Consider the following 24450-nt stretch of genomic DNA (forward strand, 5'->3'; position numbering starts at 1 on the left):
AAAACTCTATGCCCGGCCAGTTAAGCGAGCTTGAAGTCAGCGGTTGCGCTTTGACTTCAGTAGCACCAGTACCGCGCCACTGCCGCCGTCGGCCGGCCTGGCCTGGCTGAATGCCAGCACCTCGTCGCGCTGGACCAGCCAGTTGCGCAGCTTGAGCTTCAGCACCGGCTCAGCGTTTTTCGAGCTCAAACCCTTGCCGTGGATGATGCGTATGCAGCGGCGGCGCGCCTGCTGCGCTGCGTGCAGGAACTCGGCGACCTGCTGCCGAGCCGCCTCGCTGGCGTAACCGTGCAGGTCGAGTTCGGCCTGAACCAGCCAATGGCCGCGACGTAGTTTTTTCAATGTGTCCAGTTTCTGGCCGGGCCGCAGATAGAGCAGCTCTTCGCCGGCGGCCAGTTCATCCCATGGCCAGAAGTCGCTCATGGATTCGGTGTGGACCGCGAGTTCGGCGTGCTGGCGTTGTGGCCAGGGACTGGGGGGCGAGCTGGGGTGAGGGTGGCGTGCGGCTTGTCGTAACGGCGTACTGCCTCGCGCTGCGTTCATGAACAGCGTGTGGTCGTCTTGCGGCGGTGGCGAGGGTGCGCGCACCGGCACCGCTTGGGCGCGGGTCTGCAGTGATTGCTTGAGCTGCTTGAGTTGGCGACGGATGTGGCTGTCCATGGGAACGGTGGCGGCTCGCCGTTAAAGGCGTGGAGGACGCATTTTGCCGCAAAGCACCGGCGCGGGCAGCATGCGTGTCACGCGCCGAAAAGTGGCCGTTGTTGCTGGCTTGGGGCCGTAGCCAGCATGAGGTCGGCCGGAAAATCCCGCAGGTAACGACGTGCCTGCGTCGGGTCGGCGCAGTTCAGCCAAGCGTCGTAGTCCGTCTCGGGCACGATGACGAGCGAGCGTTTTTCATCGTCGGGCTTGTGCATGCGCCGCATCAGCGGATGGTGATCGGCATTGATGGTCAGTTGCGTAAAGCTGAAGGTATAGCCGCCGTTTTCCGCTTTCCAGGGGCGCCACAGGCCGGCGACCGCAAAGGGCGCGCCGTCGGCCATGCCGATTTTCATCCGCTCGGCCTTGCCGCTTTCGTAGCAAGGCTCGAAAAATGCCGTCATCGGTACCAGGCAGCGATAGCCCTTTTCCCATGCTGTGCGGTACGAACGCTTGTTATCCACCGTTTCCGCTCGCGCGTTCATGGTGCTGAACGGCTTGGTGCCGGGGGGCATTTGGTGCTTGGGCACCATGCCGTAGCTCGCCAGCAGCGCCTGCCGCTGACCGCTATCGTCATGGATGATGACTGGCGCCAGATAGTCCTGCCAGACTTCGTCTTTCCATTCGCCGAGTGGATCGGGTGTATGAAAATGGCCAGGCAGGACGGTCGGCGGTGTGGGGATGAAGTTGACGCACATGTCGCGGTAATGCGGTGATGAATGGGGCGTGACGTTTTATTGGGGTGGCCCGGCTGGCTTGGCCTTGGCGTCGAAGATCAGCCTCGGTCACACCGCTGAGCCAGCTCGTACAGCACGTCGGGGCAGCGTTCTTCGTTTGCATGGCCATCGGTGAGTTCGATCGCGGCAAACCCGTGGCGTTCATAGAATCGCTGGGCGCCGAGATTGGCCTGGAAAGTGCGCAAGCGGATCGGTTGCGGCAATGTACCCATGGCATGCGCCAGGAGCAAGGTGCCGATGCCCCGGCCGACCAGCGCAGGGGCAACTGTCATCTGATGAATCCGGCGTGCTCGGTGGCGACAAGCCCGATCACCGGGGCATCGATCTGCGCCACGGTAACGCCTCCCGACGGAATAAGATGGTGTGCGACCTGATGTATCGCTTCGTCCGGGTGTGCTGACGGTGCATAGGGCATGAACTGGGCGCATGAATCGATCAGGATCGCCGCAAGTTGCGTGGCATCGGCCGGGGTGGCGGGGCGTAGATTGAGGTTCATCGAGGGTCGCTGTCGCGGGGCGGGTGAATAACCTAGTTTATGTCATGGGAGTGGGGGGGCTGCAGCGCTAGTCCAGATCTCCTCCTGGAGACGTGCAGATTCAGAATGTCCCGTTGCAATCGGTCAGGCGTTCGGACTCATGAGTGTCGGGGGCTAGTACTCTGTTGGACGAGGTCGCTTTGTAGGGCGCCCGATCGGTCGCTGAAGCGCGGGTTTGGGAGGAAAGGCATGAATAAGTCGGATTCGATCAAGGCGCGGTCGGCATCGGAACTGATTGATCAAAGGATCGCCGAACTCGGGGATTGGCGCGGGGCGATCTTGAGTCATATGCGCAAACTCATCAAAGAGGCGGTCCCGGACGTCGTCGAGGAGTGGAAGTGGATGGGGACGCCAGCCTGGTTACGCGACGGCATTGTTTGTACCGGCGAGTCCTACAAATCGAAAGTGAAGCTGACCTTTGCCAAGGGCGCCTTGCTGGAGGATCCGGCCGGGCTTTTCAATTCGAGTCTCGACGGGAACACAAGGCGCGCGATTGATCTTTAAGAAGGGGGGAGATCAATGTTCATTGCACTCATTCGTGCCGCGGTTGCCATCAATGGATCGGCGAAGGCAAAGCCGAGACGGGGTTAAGCGGTGACTTCCCTCAATTGCTTGATGACCCTGGTGCGAAGGGGCTTGGCGAGCGAACTCTGACATTTGAAGTTGGCCGTTACTGCAAACATGGCTTGCAGGGGGATGGATTGCTTGTTCTCTTCGTTCACGGAATGGGGCGCTCGCCGATATCGGGTTGGCCAATGTTGCATCGTTTGCGTCGTGCAGGCTTGAGGACGGAGACATTCGGATACGCTGCCGCCTTGGAGGATTTCGATGCGATAGTTATTCGTCTGCAGCGCCGGCTCTCGGCTTTGGCAATGCAGGGCGAGTATATGGTTGTCGGGCATTCGCTTGGTGGCGTATTGCTTCGTGCGGCGCTAACTACGTTTCCTAAGGATGCGGGTCTTCCTCGTCACGCTTTTTTGCTGGGGTCTCCGCTGAAGGAGGCCCGCCTCGCGACACGGTTTCAGCGGAATTTACTGTTTCGGGTTTTAGCTGGAGACTGCGGGCAACTGCTCGGCTCTCCCGGACGCATGGGCGCCATTGCGGCCCTTTCCATTCCCACGACTGCCGTGGTCGGGGTGAAGGGATTTCAGCGGAAATTTGGGCCATTTGGTATGGAAATGAATGATGGAGTCGTTTCGGTCTCCGAAGTCGTTGCGCCATGGCTTGCAAACCAAATTCAAGTTCAGGTTGTTCACACGCTCTTGCCGTCGAGTCAGTTGGTAGCAAATATCATTTTGCGGGTGGTGAGGGAGATATGGCTGGCCGATCGGTTGGGGTAGTTGTTCTGAGACCTGCTCCCCTCATTTAATCCGGTGACGATGTAGAGTCCGTTCCATCACAAGGGAGCGGCAATGAAGTGGAGATTCACCGACGAACAAGCCATCGGCATCCTCAAAGAAGGCGAAGCCGGCATGAAGGCGGCCTGGCTGTGCCGCAAATACGGCATCGCCGAAGCAACCTGGTATAGCTGGAAGGCCAAGTACGCCGGCGTGGCCGTTGCCGAAGCGCAGCGGCTCAAGGAGTTCAAGGGGCTCAAGCAGGAGTGCAGCATGGCCAGATACTCCATTGCCGGAGGTCTGGGGCGGGGGTAGGCGAATGAGACAGTCTGCCGTGTTTACGGCGGGCGAGCTTTGGGCGAGGAGTTGACGCTACTGCAGCAATTTTCGCCTCGGCTTGTGCGTCTAGTCGCCAAACTCATTCGGTCAGAATACGGTTCAAAATGCGTGCGAATTTTGTGCGAATTCGTTGCGATTCGAGGGGGGCGATTGGTAGCGTGATTGGTGGGGCGATTCAGGCTGGAACCCAGTAAAACAAAGCGCTCGGAGCCGCCTAGGGCCGCCGAGCGCTGTTTGGATTCTGGAGCGGGCGACGGGAATCGAACCCGTGTTCCGAGCTTGGGAAGCTAGTGTCTTACCATTAGACGACGCCCGCAGAAGCTGCGCATTTTAGCTGAACGCCGCCCGTCGGGCAATCGATGAGGCTTGACGGCAATGCCTTGGTCCTTGCCCTAGATCAAAATCAATCGGGGCGGGGTGATGGGATGTCGGACAATCAGGTGCCAAGACTGGTGGACGTCGATCTGTTCGGCCGAGATGCGGCGTTGCAATCGGCCTTGCGTGCATTCTCGGCGTCGTGGGCGGGCCGGGGGCTGCATCGGCGGGGGCGCTTGCTCTATGACGATGCTTGGCTGGATATTGCCGATGGGGCAAATCAAAATCCACCGCAACTGCGGCAGTACGATCGTCTCGGGCTGCGGGTCGACGAGTTTGTGTTTGACTCCGGCTGGCATGCATTACTGGACAACGCACTCGCCGCCAGATTGCACAACGCACCCTGGGCCGCGCCGCGCGAGGGGGCTCACGTGGCCAGGGCCGCCGGTTTTTATTTGCAGGCGCAGCTTGAGGCCGGCAGCCTTTGCCCGATCACGATGACCCATGCTGCTATTCCCCTGTTGCTGGAGCAATCGGCGCTAAGGTCATGGCACGCGCCGTTGCTGTCGGATCGCTACGACTCGCGGCCGCGATACGGGGCGTTCAAGCGCGGCGTTCTGATTGGCATGGGAATGACGGAGAAGCAGGGCGGATCGGATTTGCGCCGCAACGATACCCGGGCCGAGCCTCAGGGCGACTCGGTTCGGCTTTACGGTCACAAATGGTTCTTTTCTGTACCGCAGGCGGATGCACATCTGGTGCTGGCGCAGGCTCCGATGGGATTGGGTTGCTATTTCATGCCGCGGCGGCTTGACGACGATGCGCTCAATGCCATCCGCTATCTGCGCTTGAAGGACAAGCTGGGCAATAGCTCGAACGCCAGCGCCGAAGTGGAATTCGACGGCGCGCTGGCTTATCCGGTGGGCGAGCCGGGACGTGGCATTGCGACCTTGCTGACGGTCGCTGCTCGAACCCGGCTCGATTGCGCATTGGCCTCGGCTGGCTTGATGCGCATGGCGCTGATGGAGGCGATTCACAGCGCCCGGCACCGGCAGGCATTTGGTGGAAGATTGGTGGATGCGCCGCTGATGCAGGCTGTGCTGGCCGATATGGCGGTCGAATCGGAAGCGTCGATGTGGCTCACCTTGCGATTGGCGCATGCATCGGGTGAGCAGGCGGCAGAGGAGTCCTTGCTGTATCGGCTGTTGACCCCGGTTGCCAAATTCTGGGTCTGCAAACGGGCCGAAATGCTGATCGCCGAGGCCATCGAGGTGCTGGGTGGCAATGGCTACTGCGAGGGGTTTCGTCTGGCTCGCGCCTACCGCGAGGCGCCGGTGAATTCGATCTGGGAGGGTGCCGGCAACGTGATGTGCCTCGACGTGTTGCGGAGCTTGCAGCGTCAGCCGGAGGTCGTTGAGGTGCTGCTGGCCGAGCTGGCCAGGGCTCGCGGGCAGAACCAGACCTATGACGCCATGTTGCGCGCGCTGCCGGATCAGCTATGGCAGGCGAGCGAGGCGACGGCGCGTCAGCTGGTCAGCCGGCTGGCTCAGCTGATGCAGGCGGCGTTGCTGCTGCAACATGCCAAGCCGCGTGTTGCCGGGGCATTCGTACGTGGACAACTTGCTTCGGGCGGTGCTGGCGGCATTTTTGGCGCGGCCTGGTCGGGGAAGGATGCCGCGGCCGTGTTGCGGCACGCCTGGCCAGAATAGAAAAGGGCCCGGATTGACCGGGCCCGAGCACTGATAGTGTGACTTAGGACTTGGCTTGCGAGTCCGGCGATCGCCAGCCGCCGCCTACTGCCTTGTACAGTGCGACCCTGCTTGTGGCTTCGGCAAGCTGCGCATCGACCAGCGAGAGCCGGGCGTCGAACAGGCTGCGTTCGGCATCCAGGACTTCCAGATAGCTGGAGTAGCCGTTGTCGTAACGCAGATTGGCCAGCTTGTACTGCCGCTGCAGGGCGACGACGCGATCGGACTGAGCCTTGGTCTTTTTGGTGGATTCGCCGTTCGATACCAGCGCACCGCGCACGTCGGCAAACGCCTGCTGCACGGTCAGTCGGTAGTTGGCCAGCGCCTGCTTCTCGATGGCACGGGCCTGGTCGACCTGGGCCGCGGTCAAGCCGCCATCAAACAGCGGCATGGCCAGATTGCCGGCGAATGCCCAGGTCTGGGCCGCGCCGGTGAACAGGTCGCCAAACGCCAGACTCTGCACGCCGAACAAGCCGGTCAGCGAAATCGTCGGGAAGTAGGCTGCGCGAGCGGCCTCGACGCGGGCCCGCGTGCCGATCAGCGTGGCTTCGGCAGACTGGATGTCCGGGCGGCGCAACAGCAGGTCCGATGGCAGGTCGGCCGGGATCGTCGGTGCCCGGTCGAGCTGTTCGATCGGTTTGCCGCGAGCCGGCGTGGACTCGATGATCGTCTTCGGATCGGAGCCGACCAGTACGCCCAGCGCACCTTCGGTTCTGGCGACCGAGCTGACGAGGTCCGGAACGGCGGCGCGGGCGATGTCGAGTTCCGACTCGGCTTGACGAACGTCCAGTTCGGAGATCAGGCCACCCTTGAAGCGTTTGGTTTGCAGCGCGTAAGTCTCTTCACGCGATTTTACCGTGTCGTTGGCAATGCGCAGTTGCGCATCCAGCGCTCGCAGATTGAAGTAGGTCTGCGCGACTTCGGCGTACAGCGACAGTTCGACGCCATCGCGGTTGTACGTGGCGCTGAGGTAATCACGCCGTGCCGCCTCGCTCAGGTTGGCGAGCTTGCCCCACAGGTCGATTTCCCAACTGGCCGAACCGGCCACCTGATACTCGTTGTAGGTGCCGAGTGCCGGTGACACGCCCTTTTCGGACGCCTTCTGGCGGCTGCCGCCTGCGCCGAGGTCGACGCGCGGCAATTGCGCGGCGGAGTTGATGCCGAGCACCGCACGTGCCTGATCGACACGCGCCGAGGCAAACGCCAGATTCTGGTTATTGGTGCGGGCCGCCTCGATCAATTGATCGAGGGTCGGATCGTCAAACTGTTTCCACCAGCTGTCGCGGATCCATTCGGCTTGCGCCTGCGAGGTCGAAGGCAGCGGCATTTGCGGTGCCTGGGTGTCCGGCTGGAACAGCGCGCAGCCGGACAGCAGTGCCAGCGAGAGCGCGACGGTAAGGACTTTCAACTTAGGCATGGGTATCTCCCGACGGCGTGGTGGCTTCTTTCTTCTGGCCCAGGCCCATGATCAATCGGAAGAAGAGCGGAACGAAGAAGGTGGCAAGGCAGGTGGCGGCGAGCATGCCGCCGATCACGCCGGTGCCGATCGAGTGACGGCTGGCTGCGCCGGCACCGCTTGAGGTGACGAGCGGGACGCAACCGAGGATGAAGGCCAGCGAGGTCATGATGATCGGACGGAAGCGCAGTCTCGCGGCCTCGATCGCCGAGTCGAGCAGCGACATCCCTTCATGGTGCTTCTCGACCGCGAATTCGACGATCAGGATCGCGTTCTTCGCCGCCAGGCCGATCAGCGTGACCAAGCCGATCTGGAAGTAGACGTCGTTGTTCAGGTTGCGCATCCACACCGCCAACAGCGCACCGAACAGACCGAACGGCACCGCGGTGACGACGGCGATTGGCAGGGTCCAGCGCTCGTACTGTGCAGCGAGGATCAGGAACACCATGATGATCCCGAACACGAACGCCTGGGTCGACGTGCTGCCCGCAAGCTTTTGCTGGTACGCGCTACCCATCCAGGCCAGCGTGAAGTCCGAGCCCAGATCCTGGTTCGCGACTTCTTCGGCAGCCTTGATGGCCTGACCGGTCGAATAACCCGGGGCAGGTTGCAGCATGACCTTGCCGGCGGCGAACACGTTGAAGCGTTCCACCAGTTCTGGCCCGGTGACGCGCTTGACGGTCACCAGCGAGTCGAGCGGAATCATCTGGCCGCTCGCCGAGCGGACGAAGACGTTGCGGATATCGCTGGTACGCGAACGGAAATCGGCTTCGGATTGCAGCTGCACCTTGTAGGTTCGGCCGAACTTGTTGAAGTCGTTGACGTAGAGCGAACCGAACGTGGCCGACAGCGTCTGGAAGACCTGATCCACCGGGACGCCGAGCGTCTTGGCTTTTTCGCGGTCGAGGTCAAAGTAGACCTGCGGTACGTTGGCGCGATAGGTCGTCGTGGCGCTGGACAGTTCCGGGCGTGCCTTGGCTGCTTCGAGGAACGACTGGATCGCCGCTTCGATCTGCTTCGGATCGGTCGTGCCGCGGCTCTGGATATAGGCCTCAAGACCACCGGTCGTCGACATGCCGGTAATGGGCGGCGGGTTGAACGACAGCACCACGGCATCCTTGACCGATTTGGCGCCGAAGCCCATGGCTTGCTTCGCCAGCGAGAACGAATCCTGGCCTTCGCCTTCGCGCTCCTTCCAGTCCTTGAGGGTCAGGAAGGTTGCGGCGGCGTTCGAGCGATAGGTGCTCGACAGCAGGTCAAAGCCGGAGAAGGTCAGAACCTGGTCAACATCCTTGTTCTTGACGAAGCCTGCGTCGAGCGTGCGCGTCACGGCTTCGGTCCGGTTCAGCGATGCTGCGTCCGGCATCACCGGAATCACCATCAGGTAGCCTTGATCCTCATCGGGGACAAGGCCGCCCGGCACCCGGTAGAACAGCACGACCAGCAGCACGATCATCAGGCCGAACAGCGTAAAGGCAACCATGACCCGACGATTCAGGAACGACACGCCGGCCACATAGCCATTGGTCAGCTTGTCGAAGCTACGGTTGAACCAGCGGAAGAAACGGTTCGGTTCCGAATGGGTCGGCTTGAGGATGAGGGCGCAGAGGGCAGGGGTCAGCGTCAGTGCGACCAGACCGGAAATGACGACCGAAACGGCAATGGTGACAGCGAACTGCTTGTACATCTGGCCGGTCATGCCGCCCATGAAGGCGACAGGCAGGAACACCGAGCACAGCACCAGAACGATGGCGACGACCGGACCGGAGACTTCCTCCATGGCCTTGATCGCGGCTTCCTTCGGCGACTTCTTCTCGGTCGTCATGATCCGCTCGACGTTTTCCAGTACGACGATCGCATCGTCAACGACGATACCGATGGCCAGCACCATGCCGAACAGCGTCAGGAGGTTGATCGAGAATCCGAGTGCGTACATCCCGGCAAACGTACCAATCAGCGAGACCGGGACGGCAAGGCAGGGAATCAGCGTGGCGCGGGCATTCTGCAGGAACAGATAGACGACGATGAAGACGAGGATGATGGCTTCGAACAGCGTATGGACGACTTCTTCGATCGAGATTTTGACGAACTTGGTCGTGTCATACGGAATGTTGTATTCCATGCCCTTCGGGAAGCGCGACTTCATCCCGTCCATCGTGGTGCGCACTTCATTGAGCACCTGGAGCGCGTTGGCGCCCGGCTGCAGATAGACGGCGATACCAACGGTGTCCTTGCCGTTGTGCTTGGCGACGACGTCATAGCTGTCGGCGCCGAGCTGGATGCGGGCAACGTCCTTGAGCTTGGTTTGCGACCCATCCGCGTTTGAACGCAGGATGATGTCGCCGAATTCTTCCACGCTCTCCAGCCGGCCCTTGGCGTTGGCGGTATACGTGAATTCGAGCGGCTCCTTGGTCGGCGCTGCACCGACCTTGCCGGCGGCGAACTGCTGGTTTTGCTCGTTGATCGCGCTGATCACGTCGCTTGCGCTCAGGCCAAGCTGGGCCAGCTTGTCCGGACGCAGCCAGACGCGCATCGCGTATTCACCGGCACCGATCACCGTGGTGTCACCAACGCCCTTGAGGCGCTTCAGCGCATCGACGACGTTGAGGTTGGCGTAGTTGGCAAGGAAGAGTGAATCGAGGCTGCCATCCGGCGAGTCGAGCGTGACGAAGGCAAGAATCGACGTCGATTTCTTCTGCACCGTGACGCCTTGCTTCTTCACCGTATCCGGCAGTTGCGCCAGCGCGGCCTGAACCCGGTTGTTGACGTTGATCGTCGCCAGGTCAGGGTCGGTGCCGATGTTGAAGTAGACGTTGAGGTTCATCGCGCCGTTGGAGGCGGCCGCCGATTGCATGTAAATCATGTCCTCGACGCCGTTGACCTCCTGCTCGATCGGCGCGGCGACGGTTTCGGAAATGACTTGTGGCGAAGCACCCGGGTACGCGGTCGTCACCGAGACGACCGGCGGGACGATGTTCGGATACTGTTCGATCGGCAGCGCTTTCATCGACACCAGACCGGCAAGGGTGATGATGATCGAAATGACGCTGGCGAAGATCGGCCGTTCGATAAAGAATTTTGAGAACATGCCGGCTCCTTACTTGGCGGCCGCAGCTGGCGCACTGGCGCCTGCCTGCACCGGGTTTACCGGCTGGCCCGGACGCGCCTTGAGCACGCCGTCGACGACGACGCGATCGCCATCCTTCAGCCCTTCACGGACCACGAAGTCGTTGTCGCGCTCCTGGCCGAGCTGGATGACACGGGGTTCGACCACGTTCTTGTTGTTCAGCACCAGGACCGCTTTGTCGGCCTGGAGCTGAATGACCGCACGTTGCGGGATCAGCACGGCATTGTTGAGTTTGGCGCCGTCCAGGACGACGCGGACGAACTGGCCGGGCAGGAGGTCGCCTTCCGGGTTCGGGATCACCGCACGGACCTTGATGGTGCCGGTGCTCGGGTCGACCTTGCTGTCGGAGAAGTCGATGACGCCGGTGTGCTTGAAGACCGAGCCGTCGGCGAGTTTCAGCGACACCTTGTAGCGGCGACCTTCCGGCAAAGTCATGCTGCCGGATTGCGAGGCTTTCTCGAAAGCCAGTTTTTCAGCTTCGGAAAACGAGAAGTTCGCGTACAGCGGATCGAGCTGGACGATGGTCGTCAGCAGGCCACCGTTGGCGGTCGGCGACACCAAGCTGCCTTCGGAGAAGTTGATCTTGCTGGCCATGCCGGAAATCGGCGCCACGACGGTGGTGTAGCCCAGATTGATGCGGGCCTCGTCCACCTTGGCGGATGCGGAGGCCAGATTGGCGACGGCAGCGTCGTAGGCGGCGTTGGCGTCGTCGAAATCTTTCTTCGAGACGGCATTTTCCTTGAATAGCGGCACGATGCGGTCGCGATCGGCGGTGGCCTTGGTCAACGCGGCCTTGGTTTGCGCCTGAACGCCCATGGCCTGATCGAGCGCAGCCTTGAATGGCGCAGGATCGATCTGGAACAGCGTCTGGCCTTCCTTCACCGGCTTGCCTTCGGTGTAAACCCGCTTGAGTAGAATGCCTTCGACGCGCGCACGCACGTCGATTTCACGGTAGCCGGCCGTCTGGCCCACTGCTTCATAGGTGTAGGGGACGGTCTGCTTCTTGATGGTGATGACGCCAACTTGCGGCGGCGGTGCTTTCGGCTTTTCTTTCTGCTCGCAGCCAGCCAGGCCGACGATGAGTGCGGCTGCGATGAGGACGGGAATCGCTTTAAGTCTGCGGCTGGGCACGGGTGTTCTCCTGATGCGGTTTTGGTGGCGCGTCAAAACGCCTTTTGTGAACGGCAGGCAATGCTGACATGTTTCTGAGGTGCGTTGAATTCAGCACAACAGTTTACCCAAGGTTGAATCAATTTTATGACGATATCAGTCGGGCATACTCTTCGAACGCGCATTGATGTTTTTTGCAACGATATGGGCTCGTGCATCCTAAACAAACTCGATGAGTGGCGCTCCAAGAAATGACGTAGATATTTACGATTATGCCGAACGAATTTAGACTGGACAGTCCAGTCCAGTATTCGGTGGGGTGTAGGTGTCAGAGTCGGAAGACAAATCGTCAGGTTGTCGGCAGCGCATCGTTTCTGCGGCGCTTGAGGTGTTCAGGGAGTGCGGCTATCGAGCCAGTGTTGATCGCGTGGCGCAGCGCGCAGGCGTTGCCCGGCAGACGATCTACAACCACTTCACCTCGAAATCGGCGCTGTTTTCGGCCGTATTGCAAGAGGGGTGTGCCGCACATCGCGAGCGGCTGGTGACCGGCGAGGGTGATCTGGCCGAGCGGCTGCTGCACTTTGCGCTGGGTTTGCAGGCCAATTTGCTCACGCCGACGTCAATCAACCTGCACCGTTTGCTGACGCATGAGGCCGCGCGTTTTCCCGAGCTGGCGGGGCAGGTTTATGCAAACGGCGTTCAGGCGACGGCCCGGCAACTGGCCGCGCTGCTGGCAAAGGCCATGCGGAACGGCGAGCTGCGTGAGGATGATCCGCAACTCGCTGCCGATATTTTTCTCGATGTGATCGTTAGTCACGATCGCCAGCGCTTGTTGTTCTGCATGCCTTTGCCCGAGGCAGAGGCGCAACTGCAACTGTTGCGTCAGCGCATCAAAGTGTTTTTGCGGGCCTATCGCGTTGGCGGCGATTGATTGCGCTGACTTGAGATGGCAATGCCATTGTCGTGAAAGAAAAACAGAATATTCAGCTTGCTACTACAAGGATGTTCCCATGTCGCAACGACTTGCCGTGCTGTGCGCCGCGTTGGCGCTTGGTTTGACTGCTTGCAGTAAGCAGGGGGATGCGACAAAGCAAGGGGAGGGTCCGCCGCCGGCGGAAGTCGCCGTCATGATCGCGGCCCGTGGCGACAACGCGGTGACGCGCGAATTTCCGGGGCAGGCGACGGCGTTTCGGACCGCCGAAGTGCGCGCCCAGGTCGATGGCATCCTGCAAAAGCGCCTGTACACCGAAGGCAGCGAAGTGCGCGCCGGGCAGCCGCTGTTTCAGATCGATCCGCGCACGATGCGGGCAAATCTGGCATCGGCCAGGGCCGAGCTTGCGCGAACGCAGGCCAGCGCCGAAATCGCCAGGGCGACGGTCAGGCGCTACAGCCAGTTGGTCGGTGATCAGGGCGTATCGCAACAGGAGTTCGATCAAGCGCAATCGACGCTGAAGCAGGCCGAAGCGCAAGCGCAGGCCGCAGCAGCAGCGGTTGAGCGCGCGCAGATCGATCTGGAGCACACCGCGGTGTCCGCGCCGATCTCCGGTCGGATCGGCCGGGCGCTGGTGTCCGAGGGGGCGCTGGTCGGCAAGGGCGAGGCAACGCGCCTGGCAACGATCGAGCAGCTTGATCCGATCTATGTGGACTTCAATCAGTCGGCCAACGATCTGCTGCGACTGCGCCAGCAACTCAAATCCGGCAAGCTGGGCGCGGCGGATGGTCTGCCGGTCGAAATCATCCTGCCCGACGGCAGCGTGTATCCGCATACCGGCAAGCTGCTGTTTTCGGAGCAGACCGTCGATCCAGCCACCGGCACCATCGTGGTTCGCGCGCAGTTCCCGAATCCGGACCGCTTGCTGATGCCCGGTGTCTATGTGACCGCGCGCGCCGCGCAGGGCACGTTGTCGGGCGCCGTGCGCGTGCCGCAGCGCGCCGTGCAAAGCTCGCCGCAAGGGCAGTTCGTTTATATCGTCGACAAGGACGGCAAGGTGGCCTTGCTGCCGGTGAAAACCGCCGGGTTTGCCGGGTCGGACTGGCTGATTGGCGAGGGCTTGAAGGGCGGGGAGACGGTCATCATCGAGGGCGTTCAGAAGGTGCGCCCCGGTGCGCCGGTCAAGCCGGTGCCCTTTGGCGCAAGCCAAGTTTCAGGCCAGTCGGCCGCGACGGCCAGCGCCGCCGCAGTCAAGCGGTAAGAGGGCGCGACCATGTCACGCTTCTTCATCGACCGCCCGGTGTTTGCCTGGGTCATTGCCCTGATCATCATTCTGGCCGGCTTGCTGGCGCTGCGGGGGCTGCCGGTGTCGCAGTACCCGGAGGTCGCTCCGCCCGGCCTGACCATTTCCGCGACCTATCCGGGGGCCAGCGCCAAGCTCGTCGAAGAGACGGTGACGGCCTTGATCGAGCAGGAAATGAACGGGCTGGAAAACCTGCTTTACTTTGATTCGGCCAGCGACAGCAATGGCACGGCGACGATCACGCTGACGTTTGCATCGGGTACCGACATCGACATCGCGTCGGTCGAGGCGCAGAACCGCATCAAGCGGGTCGAGGCGCGGTTGCCGGCCGAAGTGCGCCAGCAGGGGGTGCAGGTCGCCAAGTCGCGCCGCAACTATCTGCTGTTCATGACGCTGTATTCGCCGGACGGCACGCGCGATAGCGTCGCACTGGGCAGCTACGCCAGCTCGTCGGTGCTCGACAGCATTCGTCGCGTCAAGGGTGTCGGCGAGGCGACGCTGTTCGGTACCGAGTACGCGATGCGCGTCTGGCTGGATCCGAAAAGGCTGGCCGGCTACAAGATGACACCGGCCGAAGCGCTGGCGGCGGTCCGGGCGCAGAACGTCCAGGTCGCTACCGGCGAACTCGGTCAATTGCCGGCGGCGCCGGGGCAGGAAATCAACGCGACCGTCGTCACGCAGGGCCGTTTCGTCACGCCCGAGCAGTTCGGCAACATCGTGCTGCGCGATGGCGGGAATGGCGCGCAGGTGCGGCTGAGCGACGTCGCCAAGGTCGAACTGGGTGCGCAAGACTACTCGGTCGTCGCCCGGCTGAACGGCAAGCAGACCGCCGCGATTGGCGTGAAACTGTCACCGGACGGCAATGCGGTCGAAACGGCCCGGCTGGTGCGAGAAAAGATGAACGAGCTGTCGCGCTATTTTCCGCAGGGCGTGGCGTGGGACATTCCGTACGACACCTCCAAGTTCGTCGACATCTCGATCAAGGAAGTGCTGAAGACGCTGGTCGAGGCGATCGTGCTGGTGTTTCTGGTGATGTATCTGTTCCTCGGTAACCTGCGCGCGACGCTGATCCCGACCATCGTTGTACCTATTGCGCTGACCGGCTCGCTCGTCGGCTTGTATCTGCTCGGCTACTCAATCAACGTACTGACGCTGTTCGCGATGGTGCTGGCGATCGGGATTCTGGTCGACGATGCGATCGTCGTCGTCGAGAACGTCGAGCGGATCATGGCCGAAGAAGGGCTGGCGCCGCGTGAGGCAACACAGAAGGCGATGGGCCAGATCGTTGGTGCGATCGTTGCGATCACACTGGTGCTGTCGGCGGTGTTCGTGCCGATGGCGTTCTTCACCGGTTCGGTCGGCGCGATTTACCGGCAGTTCTCGGTCACGCTGGTGCTGACGATGGGCTTCTCGGCGCTGCTGGCGCTGACGCTGACGCCGGCGCTGTGCGCGACCTTGCTCAAGCCGATCCACAAGGGCGAGCTGCACGCGCAGACCGGCTTCTTCGGCTGGTTCAACCGCAAGTTCCACAGCACGACCGTCGGCTATGTCGGCTGGGTGGCACGCATCCTGCGCCGCTCGGGCCTGGCCTTGCTGTTCTTCGCGCTGGTACTGGCGGCGACCGGTTGGCTGATGAGCCGGCTGCCGACGTCGTTCCTGCCCGACGAAGACCAGGGCTATTTCGTCAATCTGGTGCAGTTGCCGGCCGGTGCGACGCGTGAGCGCACGCTGGTGGTGATGAACGAGGTCGAGCAGTACTACATGAAGCAGCCGGCGGTCGACAAGGTGATCGGCGTGGTCGGTTTCAGCTTCTTCGGCCGTGGCCAGAATGCGGCGTTGGCCTTCGTGACGCTGAAAGACTGGAAGAGCCGGCCGAAGAAGGAGGACGGTGTCGGCAGTCTGGTGCAGGGCGCCAATATGATGCTGTTCCGGATCAAGCAGGCCTTCGTGTTCGCACTGAACGTACCGCCGATTCCGGAGCTGGCGTCGGTCGGCGGTTTCGACTTCCGGCTGCAGGACCGGGCCGGCGTCGGACGGGAAAAGCTGCTCGAGGCGCGCAATATGCTGCTGGGCATGGCCGGGCAGAATCCGGCGCTGGCCGGTGTGCGTCCCGAAGGGCAAGAGCCGGGTGCGCAGCTCTACCTTGACGTCGATCGGGTTCGCGCCAGCCAGCTCGGCGTCCCGCTCGCCGATTTGAACGACACGCTGTCGATCGCGCTCGGCTCGGCCTACGCCAACGACTTCGTTCGCGAAGGGCGCATCTTGCGCGTGCTGATCCAGGCCGATGCCCAATCACGTTCGTCGCCCGACGGCATCCTTGCGCTGCAATTGCGCAATCGCCAGGGCGGCCTCGTGCCGCTGTCGGAAATCGCCACGGCCAGCTGGGTTGTCGGTGCGCCGAAGCTCGACCGTTACAACGGCCTGCCGTCGTACAAAATCAGCGGCGGCCCGGCGCCGGGCAAGAGCTCGGGCGATGCAATGAGTGCGATGGAAGACATGGCCGCCAAGCTGCCGCAGGGTATCGGCTTCGAATGGTCGGGCACGTCGTACGAAGAGCGCTTGTCGGGCTCGCAGGCGCCGTTCCTGTTCGGTCTGTCGGTGCTGGTCGTGTTTTTGTGCCTTGCCGCGCTGTACGAAAGCTGGTCGATTCCGTTCGCCGTACTGCTGGTTGTACCGCTGGGGATTTTCGGCGCGGTGATGGCAATGACGCTGCGTGACCTGCCGAACGATGTCTATTTCAAGGTCGGTCTGATCGCGATCATCGGTCTGTCGTCGAAAAACGCGATCCTGATCATCGAGTTCGCCAAGGACCTGCAGCGCCACGGCATGGGGCTGACCGAGGCAACGCTCGAGGCTTGCCGCCTGCGATTCCGGCCGATCCTGATGACGTCGATCGCGTTCATTGCCGGCGTACTGCCGTTGGTGATCAGTAGCGGCGCGGGTGCAGCCAGTCGCCACGCCATCGGTACCGGGGTCATGGGCGGGATGATTGCCGCGACGGTGCTGGCGGTCTTTCTCGTGCCGGTGTTCTTCGTTGTGACGCGCAAACTGTTTCCGGACAAGTCGCACCGGCCAGCGGCCGAGGCCGCCAGTGACGATTGCCGCTAAGGGGCCCACGATGAAAACAGTCATTCTTTCGCTTGCGATCGCCAGCCTGCTCGGTGGCTGCGCCATGGGGCCCGACTACCAGCGTCCGGCGCTGGATATGCCGAAACAACTTGGTGTGGCCAGCTCACCGGCCACACTGCCTACGCTGACATGGGAAAGCTATTTCACCGACCCCGCCTTGCCGCCGCTGATCAGCGATGCGCTGGCGAACAACCGTGATCTGCGCGTCGCCGTCGCCCGGGTCGAGGAGGCACGGGCGTTGTACGGCATTCAGAAGGCCGATGCGCTGCCGTCGTTCAGTGCGGTTGGCACAGAAGCGGCCAGCCGGGTGCCGACGACGGTCAACGGCGGGCGCGACGTAACGATTTCGCGCCGTTACGATGCGAACTTGAGCCTGCTGTCGTATGAACTCGATTTCTGGGGGCGGGTGCGGCGGCTGAACGAGGCGGCGCAGGCGAATTATTTCGCCAGCGAGGCGGCGCAAAGAAGTTTTCGCGCCAGCCTGATCGCCGATGTCGTCAGTGGCTATTACGCGGCGCAGGCCTTGTCAGAGCAACTGGCGTTTTCGCGCAAAACCGAAGTTGCGCGCACCGAAACCTTACGACTGGTTCAGCGCCGACTGGATGTCGGTGTGGCCGATCGGCTCGAGTTGCTGGAGGCACAAACCGCACTCGAGTCTGCGCAGACGATTTCGGCGCAACTGGCCAAGCAAAAAGATAACGCCCGTCACGCGCTCAGCGTCCTGATCGGCCGTGTTGTTGCCGATGACGAACTCATTTCGGGTGATGCCACGCTGCTGGAAAAACGGCCGCTGCCACTTGCGATCCAGGCCGGGCTCCCTTCAGACATCCTGCTGGGGCGGCCGGATGTCGCTCAGGCCGAGCAACAGCTGGTCGCCGCCAATGCCAACATCGGTGCCGCGCGCGCGGCGTTTTTCCCCAAAGTGACGCTGATGGGCTCGGCGGGCTCGGCCAGTGCTGAACTCGGTGACCTGTTCAAGAGCGGCAGCGGGGCCTGGAGCTTCCTGCCGACGGTATCGATGCCGATCTTCGACGGTGGGCGGACGCTGTCCGGGCTGGAGCTGGCCGAGGCTCGCAAGGTGGGGGCGGTCGCGTCGTACGAGAAAACGATCCAGGTGGCGTTCAGGGAGGTGGCTGACGTGCTTTCGGACCAGCAATGGCTGGCGGCGCAGCTTGAGGCGCAGCAGCGATTGATTCGCAGCCAGTCGGCGCGGATGGATCTGGCCGAGCGGCGCTACAAGGACGGCCTGACCAACTATCTTGAGTTCCTGATCGCGCAGCGTGACTATTTCACTTCGCAACAGACGCTGATCGAGGCGCGACGCGCACGGCTGACCGTGGCGGCGCAGGCATACAAGGCGTTGGGCGGGGAATAAAAAAACGCCAGGATTCAATCCTGGCGTTTTTTTGGTGCAGCAAGCTGCATCAGCCCATGTGCTGGCCGCCGTTGATGGCGAGATTGGCGCCTGTCATGAAGCCGGAAATGTCCGAAGCCAGATAGCCGATCAGGCCGGCGATTTCTTCCGGTTTGCCGAGGCGGTTGACCGGGATATGCGCGATGATCTTGCCGCGCACGTCTTCCGGTACGGCCATGACCATTTCGGTGGCAATGTAGCCAGGGGAGATCGTGTTGACCGTAACGCCCTTGCGGGCGACTTCTTGCGCCAGGGCCATGCTGAAACCGTGCATGCCGGCCTTGGCAGCCGAATAGTTGGTCTGGCCGAACTGGCCCTTCTGGCCATTGATCGATGAAATATTGATCACGCGGCCCCAGCCGCGATCGGCCATGCCGTCGACGAACTGCTTGCAGACGTTGAAGATCGAGTCGAGGTTGGTCTTGATGACCGCATCCCAGCTGATTTTGTCGAGCTTCTTGAATGTGGCGTCGCGCGTGATGCCTGCATTGTTGACGAGGACGTCGACCGCGCCGACGTCAGCCGTTACCTTTGCGGCGAGCGTGACGCAAGCATCATAATCGGTCACGTCACACTGGTAGGCGTGGAAGTTGTAGCCAAGCTCTTTCATGTCGGCGAGCCAGCTTTCTTCCTTGCCGGGGCGCGAGTAAGTGGTGACGACGGTGAAACCGTCATCTGCAAGTCGTTTGCAAATAGCAGAACCAATGCCGCCCATGCCGCCCGTGACCAACGCGATCTTTGCCATGATGTGCTGTCCTTCTCTCTTGTAGATGTTGTCGTTCTTGCCTGCTTTCAGGCAAAGAAATCTTACTATTTACATTCTTGGGATGTAAATAAGTAAGTTGTAATATTTGTGCGCGACAGCAACACTTTTTCAGTTTGGAAAACGTCAGAATGTCTTCAAGCATTACGCAGTCGCCACGCTCGATTCTTATCAGTGGTTGTTCTACAGGTATAGGTCACTGCGTCGCTCATGGTCTGGCGGCGCGGGGTTGGCGGGTGTTTGCTACCGCGCGCCAGGCCGACGACGTAGCCAGTCTGGCTGCTGAGGGTCTGAATGCGCTGCAACTGGACATAGCCGACGATACGTCGATTCAGCGCTGCGTCGATAAGGTGTTGACCCAAACCGGCGGTCGTCTGGATGCGCTGTTCAACAACGCCGGGTTTGGTGTTCCGGGCGCGGTCGAGGATCTGGGGCGCGAAGCCATGCGACACCAGTTCGAAACAAATGTCTTCGGTAGCCTGGTGCTGACCAACGCGGTTCTGCCCGCGATGCGGCGGCAACAGGGCGGGCGGGTACTTTTCAACAGTTCGGTGCTCGGATTTGCGGCGATGCCCTATCGCGGCGCCTATAACGCCAGCAAGTTTGCGCTCGAGGGCTTGGTGGATACGTTGCGCCTTGAGCTTGAAGGCTCGGGTATCCATGCCGCGCTGATCGAGCCCGGCCCGATTACCAGCCGGTTTCGCGCCAACGCGCAGCTGCAGTTCGATCGCTGGATCGATGATTCGTCCAGTGTGCATCGCCCCGCATATGACGCAATGCGTGAACGCCTGGCCAAGCCCGGGCCGGCAGCGCCGTTCACGCTGCCGCCGGAGGCCGTGCTCAATGCGGTGATCGCCGCGCTCGACGCCGACCGTCCGGCTGCGCGCTACCGCGTGACCGTGCCGACGCACCTATTCTGGTGGCTCAAACACCTGCTGCCGACCCGCTTGCTCGATTTGGTACTTTTGCGTGCCAGCGGCGATGAGCCCGGCCACGTGTACGGTCGCAAGTAAATCCGTGGCTTGAACCGGCTTGAGTCACATTCCGTCGTCCTTGTCCAGAATTGAGGGGGGACGGGTGTTCGGATAAAATACGGGATTCCAATCTGTTGCATTCGCCATGACCAAGTACATCTTCGTAACCGGCGGCGTTGTTTCTTCTCTCGGGAAGGGCATCGCCGCCGCGTCACTTGCGGCCATCCTCGAGTCGCGTGGCCTCAAGGTCACCATGATGAAGCTCGATCCCTACATCAACGTCGACCCGGGCACCATGAGCCCGATGCAGCACGGTGAAGTATTCGTGACCGAAGACGGCGCCGAGACCGATCTCGACCTCGGTCACTACGAGCGCTTCATCCACTCGAAGATGAAGAAGAGCAACAACTTCACCACCGGCCAGATCTACGAGTCGGTCATCAAGAAAGAACGCCGCGGCGATTATTTGGGCAAAACCGTCCAGGTGATTCCGCACATCACCGACGAAATCCGTCTCTTTATCGGTGAAGGCACCGAAGGTGTCGATCTGGCCGTGATCGAAATCGGCGGCACCGTCGGCGATATCGAATCGCTGCCTTTCCTTGAGGCAATTCGTCAGATGGGCGTCGTGCTCGGGCGCGAAAACGTCTGTTTCGTCCACCTGTCCTACGTGCCGTACATCGCGGCTGCCGGCGAAATCAAGACCAAGCCGACCCAGCACAGCGTCAAGGAACTGCGCGAAATCGGCATCCAGCCGGACGTGCTGATCTGTCGTGCCGATCGCGTCGTGCCGGACGATGAACGCAGGAAAATTGCGCTGTTCACCAATGTGTCCGAAAAGGCGGTGGTTTCATGCCCGGACATGGATTCGATCTACCAGATCCCGCGCGTGCTTTCGAACCAGGGCATCGACGACATCATCTGCAAGCAGCTGCAACTGACGCTGCCGAAGGCCGATCTGTCGATGTGGGACCGCATCGTCGGTGCGATCCAGAATCCGAAACAAACCGTCAACATCGCGATGGTCGGCAAGTACGTCGATCTGACCGAGTCGTACAAGTCGCTGATCGAGGCGCTGAAGCACGCTGGCATCCATACCGAAAGCGAAGTGAAGATCCACTTCGTCGATTCGGAGTCGCTTGAAACCGAAGGGCCGGGTTGCCTGACGTCGGTCGATGCGATTCTCGTCCCGGGTGGCTTCGGCAAGCGCGGCGTCGAAGGCAAGATTGTCGCGGTCAAATATGCGCGCGAAAACAATATCCCTTACCTTGGCATCTGCCTGGGCATGCAGATTGCGCTGATCGAATACGCGCGCGATGTGGCCGGTATGAAGGGCGCCAACTCGACCGAGTTTGATCTCGAAACCGAATTCCCGGTCGTGGCGCTGATCGACGAGTGGGTCAACCACGACGGTAAGATCGAAACACGTGACGAGAATTCGAACATGGGCGGCACGATGCGCCTGGGCGCGCAGGAGTGCAAGCTGGTTTCGGGTAGCCACGCCGCGACTATCTATGGCGCGGACACGATTACCGAGCGTCATCGTCATCGCTACGAAGTCAACAACTACTACCTGCCGCGCCTCGAAGCGGCTGGCCTGACGGTCAGCGGCAAGTCGACCGGCGGCGAGCAACTGGTTGAAACAATCGAACTGGCGGAACACCGCTGGTTCTTCGCCTGCCAGTTCCACCCGGAGTTCACCTCGACGCCGCGTGATGGTCATCCGCTGTTCAAGTCCTACATCGAGGCAGCCATCGATTACGCCAAGGCGCAAGGTCGCGAAGGCCTGAGCTGCTGATCGGTCCGGGTCGTCCGCTAGCGCGGGCGGCCCGTTATTCGTTTGGACGGGGCAACATGCGCCTCGTCAGGAGACAAGACTCATGAAACTTTGCGGATTCGACGTAGGCCTCGACAAGCCGTTTTTCCTGATCGCCGGGCCGTGTGTCATCGAGGGCGAACAGTTCTCGATCGACGTGGCCGGCCAGCTCAAGGAAATCACCACCGAGCTGGGCATTCCGTTCATTTTCAAGTCGAGCTTCGACAAGGCCAATCGTTCCAGCGGCAAGTCATTCCGGGGCTTCGGCATGGACGAGGGCTTGAAAATCCTCGCCAAGGTCAAGGAGCAGATCGGTGTGCCGGTGCTGACCGACATTCACGAGATCGACCAGATCAAGCCGGTGTCGGCCGTTGTTGATGTGCTGCAGACGCCGGCCTTTCTGTGCCGTCAAACTGACTTTATCCGTGCGTGCGCCCAGTCGGGCCGGCCGGTGAACATCAAGAAAGGCCAGTTTCTCGCGCCGGGCGACATGAAGAACGTCATCGATAAGGCCCGCGAAGCAGCACGCGATGCCGGTCTGCCGGATGACGTGTTCATGGCGTGCGAGCGTGGCGCCAGCTTCGGCTACAACAACCTGGTTTCGGACATGCGCTCGCTGGCGATCATGCGCGAAACCGGCGCGCCGGTCGTGTTCGATGCGACGCATTCGGTGCAACTTCCCGGCGGCCAGGGTGACAAATCGGGTGGCCAGCGTGAATTCGTGCCGGTGCTGGCGCGCGCGGCGATGGCTGTCGGCGTGGCGGGGCTGTTTGCCGAAACGCATCCGGACCCGGCCTGCGCGATGTCCGACGGCCCGAACGCGTGGCCGTTGCCGCGAATGAAGGAGTTGCTGACCGTGCTCAAGGCAATCGATGCCACGGTCAAGGCAAACTCGCTGGCTGAACAAACGCTGTAACCCGGGGCGGGCAGCATGGCCCCGGTTCGTGTTCTACAAACATCATCGTCAACATAGGAAAGCATCAATGAGCGCAATCGTTGAAGTGATCGCCCGCGAGATTCTCGACTCCCGTGGCAACCCGACCGTCGAAGCAGATGTACTGCTCGAATCCGGTGTGATGGGCCGTGCCGCCGTGCCGTCCGGCGCGTCGACCGGCGAGCGCGAAGCGCTCGAACTGCGCGACAACGACAAGTACCGTTACCTCGGCAAGGGCGTGCTCAAGGCCGTTGAAAACATCAATACCGAAATCGTTGAAGCCATCATCGGCCTGGATGCAGCCGATCAGGCCTTCATCGACAAGACCATGCTGGAACTCGACGGCACCGACGACAAGAGCAAGCTTGGCGCCAACGCCATCCTCGCCGTGTCGATGGCCGTTGCCAAGGCCGCTGCCGAAGAGTCGGGCTTGCCGCTGTATCGTTACATTGGTGGTTCGGGCCCGATGAGCCTGCCGGTGCCGATGATGAACGTCGTCAATGGCGGCGAGCACGCGTCGAACAGCCTCGACTTCCAGGAGCTGATGATCGTTCCGGTTGGCGCGCCGACCTTCCGCGAAGCGCTGCGCTACGGCGCCGAGATCTTCCATAACCTGAAGAAGATCCTGCACGACAAGCATCTGCCGACCCAGGTCGGCGACGAAGGCGGTTTCGCGCCGGACGTGGCCAACGCCGAAGAAGCGCTGGACCTGATCCTCGCCGCCATCCACAAGGCAGGCTACAAGCCGGGCGAAGACATCGCGATCGCGCTGGACTGCGCCGCGTCGGAATTCTTCGACAAGGCCACCGGCAAGTACGTGTACAAGAAGAGCGACAAGCGCGAGCTGACCAGCGAACAGCAGGTCGACTACCTTGAAAGCCTCGTCAACAAGTACCCGATCATCTCGATCGAGGACGGCATGGGCGAGCGTGACTGGGATGGTTGGAAGGTCTTGACCGATCGTCTGAGCGATCGCGTCCAGATCGTCGGCGACGACCTGTTCGTCACCAACACCACGATCCTGGCTGAAGGCATCAAGCGCGGCATCTGCAACTCGATCCTGATCAAGGTCAACCAGATCGGTTCGCTGTCGGAAACCCTCGCTGCGGTTGATCTGGCCAAGCGCCACGGTTACACCTCGGTGATGTCGCATCGCTCGGGCGAAACCGAAGATTCGACCATTGCCGATCTGGCCGTTGCGACCAACTGCATGCAGATCAAGACCGGCTCGCTGTCGCGCTCGGATCGTATCGCCAAGTACAACCAGCTTCTGCGTATCGAAGAAGAGCTCGGTGATGCTGCGGTATACCCGGGCCGCGGCGCGTTCTACCAGCTCAAGAAGTAATCGACGAGCCGGTGTACGCCGCAAACATGTAGTAAGATGGAAAACCGGGGCTCGGCCCCGGTTTTTCTTTGGTTCCAACCGGTTTTTCGCACTCATCCATGCGCCTGCTTGCCATCACTCTTGCCCTGTTGATCGCCCTGTTGCAATGGCCGCTATGGGTCGGCAAGGGGAGTTGGTTGCGCGTGTGGCAGCTCGATAACGAGCTGGTCGCCAAACGTGCTCAGAATGAACGGCTGAAGGAGCGCAATGCCGCGCTGGATGCCGAAGTCGCCGATCTCAAGTCCGGTACTGACGCCATTGAAGAGCGTGCCCGCAACGAGCTGGGCATGATTCGTCAGGACGAGGTGTTCTTCCAGGTGCTGGATCGCCGCAAGCCGGCCAGTAGCCCTGTCATTGCCAGCACCATCGCTTCAGCGCCCTGAGCGATTTCGCGCCGATTTC

At 61.5% G+C, this 24450-nt stretch carries 20 protein-coding genes, 1 tRNA gene and 1 pseudogene; 13 read left to right on the plus strand and 9 right to left on the minus strand.

The window, feature by feature from the left end; translation table 11 throughout:
- Nucleotides 1–36: 36 nt before the first annotated feature.
- The 4 genes from R0382_RS14485 to R0382_RS14500 all read right to left on the minus strand — a co-directional run bounded on the left by R0382_RS14485 (nt 37) and on the right by R0382_RS14500 (nt 1929).
- A complete protein-coding gene (locus tag R0382_RS14485) occupies nt 37–660 on the minus strand; it encodes a Smr/MutS family protein (RefSeq protein WP_432720469.1) in 624 nt (207 codons plus the stop codon).
- 77 nt (nt 661–737) lie between these two features.
- The gene (locus R0382_RS14490) at nt 738–1394 is read right to left on the minus strand and encodes an SOS response-associated peptidase (protein ID WP_432720471.1); all 657 of its coding nucleotides are present in this window, start codon (nt 1392–1394) and stop codon (nt 738–740) included.
- A 77-nt stretch (nt 1395–1471) separates the two neighbouring features.
- Complete coding sequence (locus tag R0382_RS14495) at nt 1472–1705, minus strand: GNAT family N-acetyltransferase (RefSeq protein ID WP_432720473.1); 234 nt, start codon at nt 1703–1705, stop codon at nt 1472–1474.
- Nucleotides 1702–1929, minus strand: a complete 228-nt coding sequence (locus R0382_RS14500) for a hypothetical protein (protein WP_432720475.1) — start codon at nt 1927–1929, stop codon at nt 1702–1704. The genes R0382_RS14495 and R0382_RS14500 overlap by 4 nt, the downstream gene beginning before the upstream one ends.
- A 228-nt stretch (nt 1930–2157) precedes the next feature.
- Here R0382_RS14500 and R0382_RS14505 point away from each other — a divergent pair, with 228 nt between their 5' ends.
- The 3 genes and pseudogenes from R0382_RS14505 to R0382_RS14515 all read left to right on the plus strand — a co-directional run.
- Nucleotides 2158–2472: a DUF1801 domain-containing protein gene (locus R0382_RS14505; RefSeq protein ID WP_432720477.1), complete on the plus strand. Its 315-nt coding sequence runs from the start codon at nt 2158–2160 to the stop codon at nt 2470–2472.
- A 251-nt stretch (nt 2473–2723) separates the two neighbouring features.
- Nucleotides 2724–3308, plus strand: a complete 585-nt coding sequence (locus R0382_RS14510; protein WP_432720479.1) for a hypothetical protein — start codon at nt 2724–2726, stop codon at nt 3306–3308.
- Between the two features lie 72 nt (nt 3309–3380).
- Nucleotides 3381–3557 (plus strand): annotated as a pseudogene (locus R0382_RS14515) (transposase); the annotation flags it as partial.
- Between the two features lie 329 nt (nt 3558–3886).
- On the opposite strand, the gene R0382_RS14520 reads toward R0382_RS14515, so the two are convergent.
- A tRNA-Gly gene (locus R0382_RS14520) sits at nt 3887–3960 on the minus strand.
- A 109-nt stretch (nt 3961–4069) separates the two neighbouring features.
- On the opposite strand from R0382_RS14520, the gene R0382_RS14525 reads away from it, so the two are divergent.
- A complete protein-coding gene (locus R0382_RS14525) occupies nt 4070–5668 on the plus strand; it encodes an isovaleryl-CoA dehydrogenase (RefSeq protein ID WP_432720481.1) in 1599 nt (532 codons plus the stop codon).
- A 43-nt stretch (nt 5669–5711) separates the two neighbouring features.
- Here R0382_RS14525 and R0382_RS14530 read toward each other — a convergent pair whose 3' ends face one another.
- From R0382_RS14530 to R0382_RS14540, 3 genes are read right to left on the minus strand one after another with little or no spacing between them, the layout of a single operon-like run.
- Entirely contained in the window at nt 5712–7124 is a 1413-nt protein-coding gene (locus R0382_RS14530; protein WP_432720482.1) for an efflux transporter outer membrane subunit, read from the minus strand.
- A complete protein-coding gene (locus R0382_RS14535) occupies nt 7117–10251 on the minus strand; it encodes an efflux RND transporter permease subunit (RefSeq protein WP_432720485.1) in 3135 nt (1044 codons plus the stop codon). Before R0382_RS14535 ends, R0382_RS14530 begins: the two co-directional genes overlap by 8 nt.
- Nucleotides 10252–10260: 9 nt before the next feature.
- Complete coding sequence (locus R0382_RS14540; RefSeq protein WP_432720487.1) at nt 10261–11421, minus strand: efflux RND transporter periplasmic adaptor subunit; 1161 nt, start codon at nt 11419–11421, stop codon at nt 10261–10263.
- Between the two features lie 304 nt (nt 11422–11725).
- Here R0382_RS14540 and R0382_RS14545 point away from each other — a divergent pair, with 304 nt between their 5' ends.
- The 4 genes from R0382_RS14545 to R0382_RS14560 all read left to right on the plus strand — a co-directional run bounded on the left by R0382_RS14545 (nt 11726) and on the right by R0382_RS14560 (nt 18138).
- The gene (locus R0382_RS14545) at nt 11726–12331 is read left to right on the plus strand and encodes a TetR/AcrR family transcriptional regulator (RefSeq protein ID WP_432720489.1); all 606 of its coding nucleotides are present in this window, start codon (nt 11726–11728) and stop codon (nt 12329–12331) included.
- A 196-nt stretch (nt 12332–12527) separates the two neighbouring features.
- A complete protein-coding gene (locus R0382_RS14550; protein ID WP_432720491.1) occupies nt 12528–13592 on the plus strand; it encodes an efflux RND transporter periplasmic adaptor subunit in 1065 nt (354 codons plus the stop codon).
- Between the two features lie 12 nt (nt 13593–13604).
- Nucleotides 13605–16742, plus strand: coding sequence for an efflux RND transporter permease subunit (locus tag R0382_RS14555; protein WP_432720493.1), 3138 nt, complete (start codon nt 13605–13607; stop codon nt 16740–16742).
- A gap of 10 nt (nt 16743–16752) precedes the next feature.
- Complete coding sequence (locus R0382_RS14560) at nt 16753–18138, plus strand: efflux transporter outer membrane subunit (protein WP_432720495.1); 1386 nt, start codon at nt 16753–16755, stop codon at nt 18136–18138.
- Between the two features lie 49 nt (nt 18139–18187).
- Here the strand turns inward: R0382_RS14560 and phbB are convergent, their stop codons facing one another.
- Complete coding sequence (gene phbB / locus R0382_RS14565; RefSeq protein WP_432720497.1) at nt 18188–18922, minus strand: acetoacetyl-CoA reductase; 735 nt, start codon at nt 18920–18922, stop codon at nt 18188–18190.
- A 149-nt stretch (nt 18923–19071) separates the two neighbouring features.
- Here phbB and R0382_RS14570 point away from each other — a divergent pair, with 149 nt between their 5' ends.
- The 5 genes from R0382_RS14570 to ftsB all read left to right on the plus strand — a co-directional run bounded on the left by R0382_RS14570 (nt 19072) and on the right by ftsB (nt 24431).
- Nucleotides 19072–19953, plus strand: a complete 882-nt coding sequence (locus R0382_RS14570) for an SDR family NAD(P)-dependent oxidoreductase (RefSeq protein ID WP_432720499.1) — start codon at nt 19072–19074, stop codon at nt 19951–19953.
- A 106-nt stretch (nt 19954–20059) separates the two neighbouring features.
- Nucleotides 20060–21712 carry a CTP synthase gene (locus tag R0382_RS14575; RefSeq protein ID WP_432720501.1) on the plus strand — a complete coding sequence of 551 codons (1653 nt, stop codon included), beginning with the start codon at nt 20060–20062 and terminating at the stop codon, nt 21710–21712.
- Nucleotides 21713–21794: 82 nt separating this feature from the next.
- Nucleotides 21795–22646, plus strand: a complete 852-nt coding sequence (kdsA, locus tag R0382_RS14580; RefSeq protein ID WP_203536011.1) for a 3-deoxy-8-phosphooctulonate synthase — start codon at nt 21795–21797, stop codon at nt 22644–22646.
- Nucleotides 22647–22713: 67 nt separating this feature from the next.
- On the plus strand, nt 22714–24009 hold the full coding sequence (gene eno / locus R0382_RS14585; RefSeq protein WP_432720503.1) for a phosphopyruvate hydratase: 1296 nt from the start codon (nt 22714–22716) through the stop codon (nt 24007–24009).
- A gap of 98 nt (nt 24010–24107) precedes the next feature.
- Complete coding sequence (ftsB, locus tag R0382_RS14590) at nt 24108–24431, plus strand: cell division protein FtsB (RefSeq protein ID WP_203536013.1); 324 nt, start codon at nt 24108–24110, stop codon at nt 24429–24431.
- Nucleotides 24432–24450 lie beyond the last annotated feature (19 nt).

Source organism: Jeongeupia wiesaeckerbachi, assembly GCF_050916355.1.
GTDB classification, from domain to species: Bacteria; Pseudomonadota; Gammaproteobacteria; order Burkholderiales; family Chitinibacteraceae; genus Jeongeupia; species Jeongeupia wiesaeckerbachi.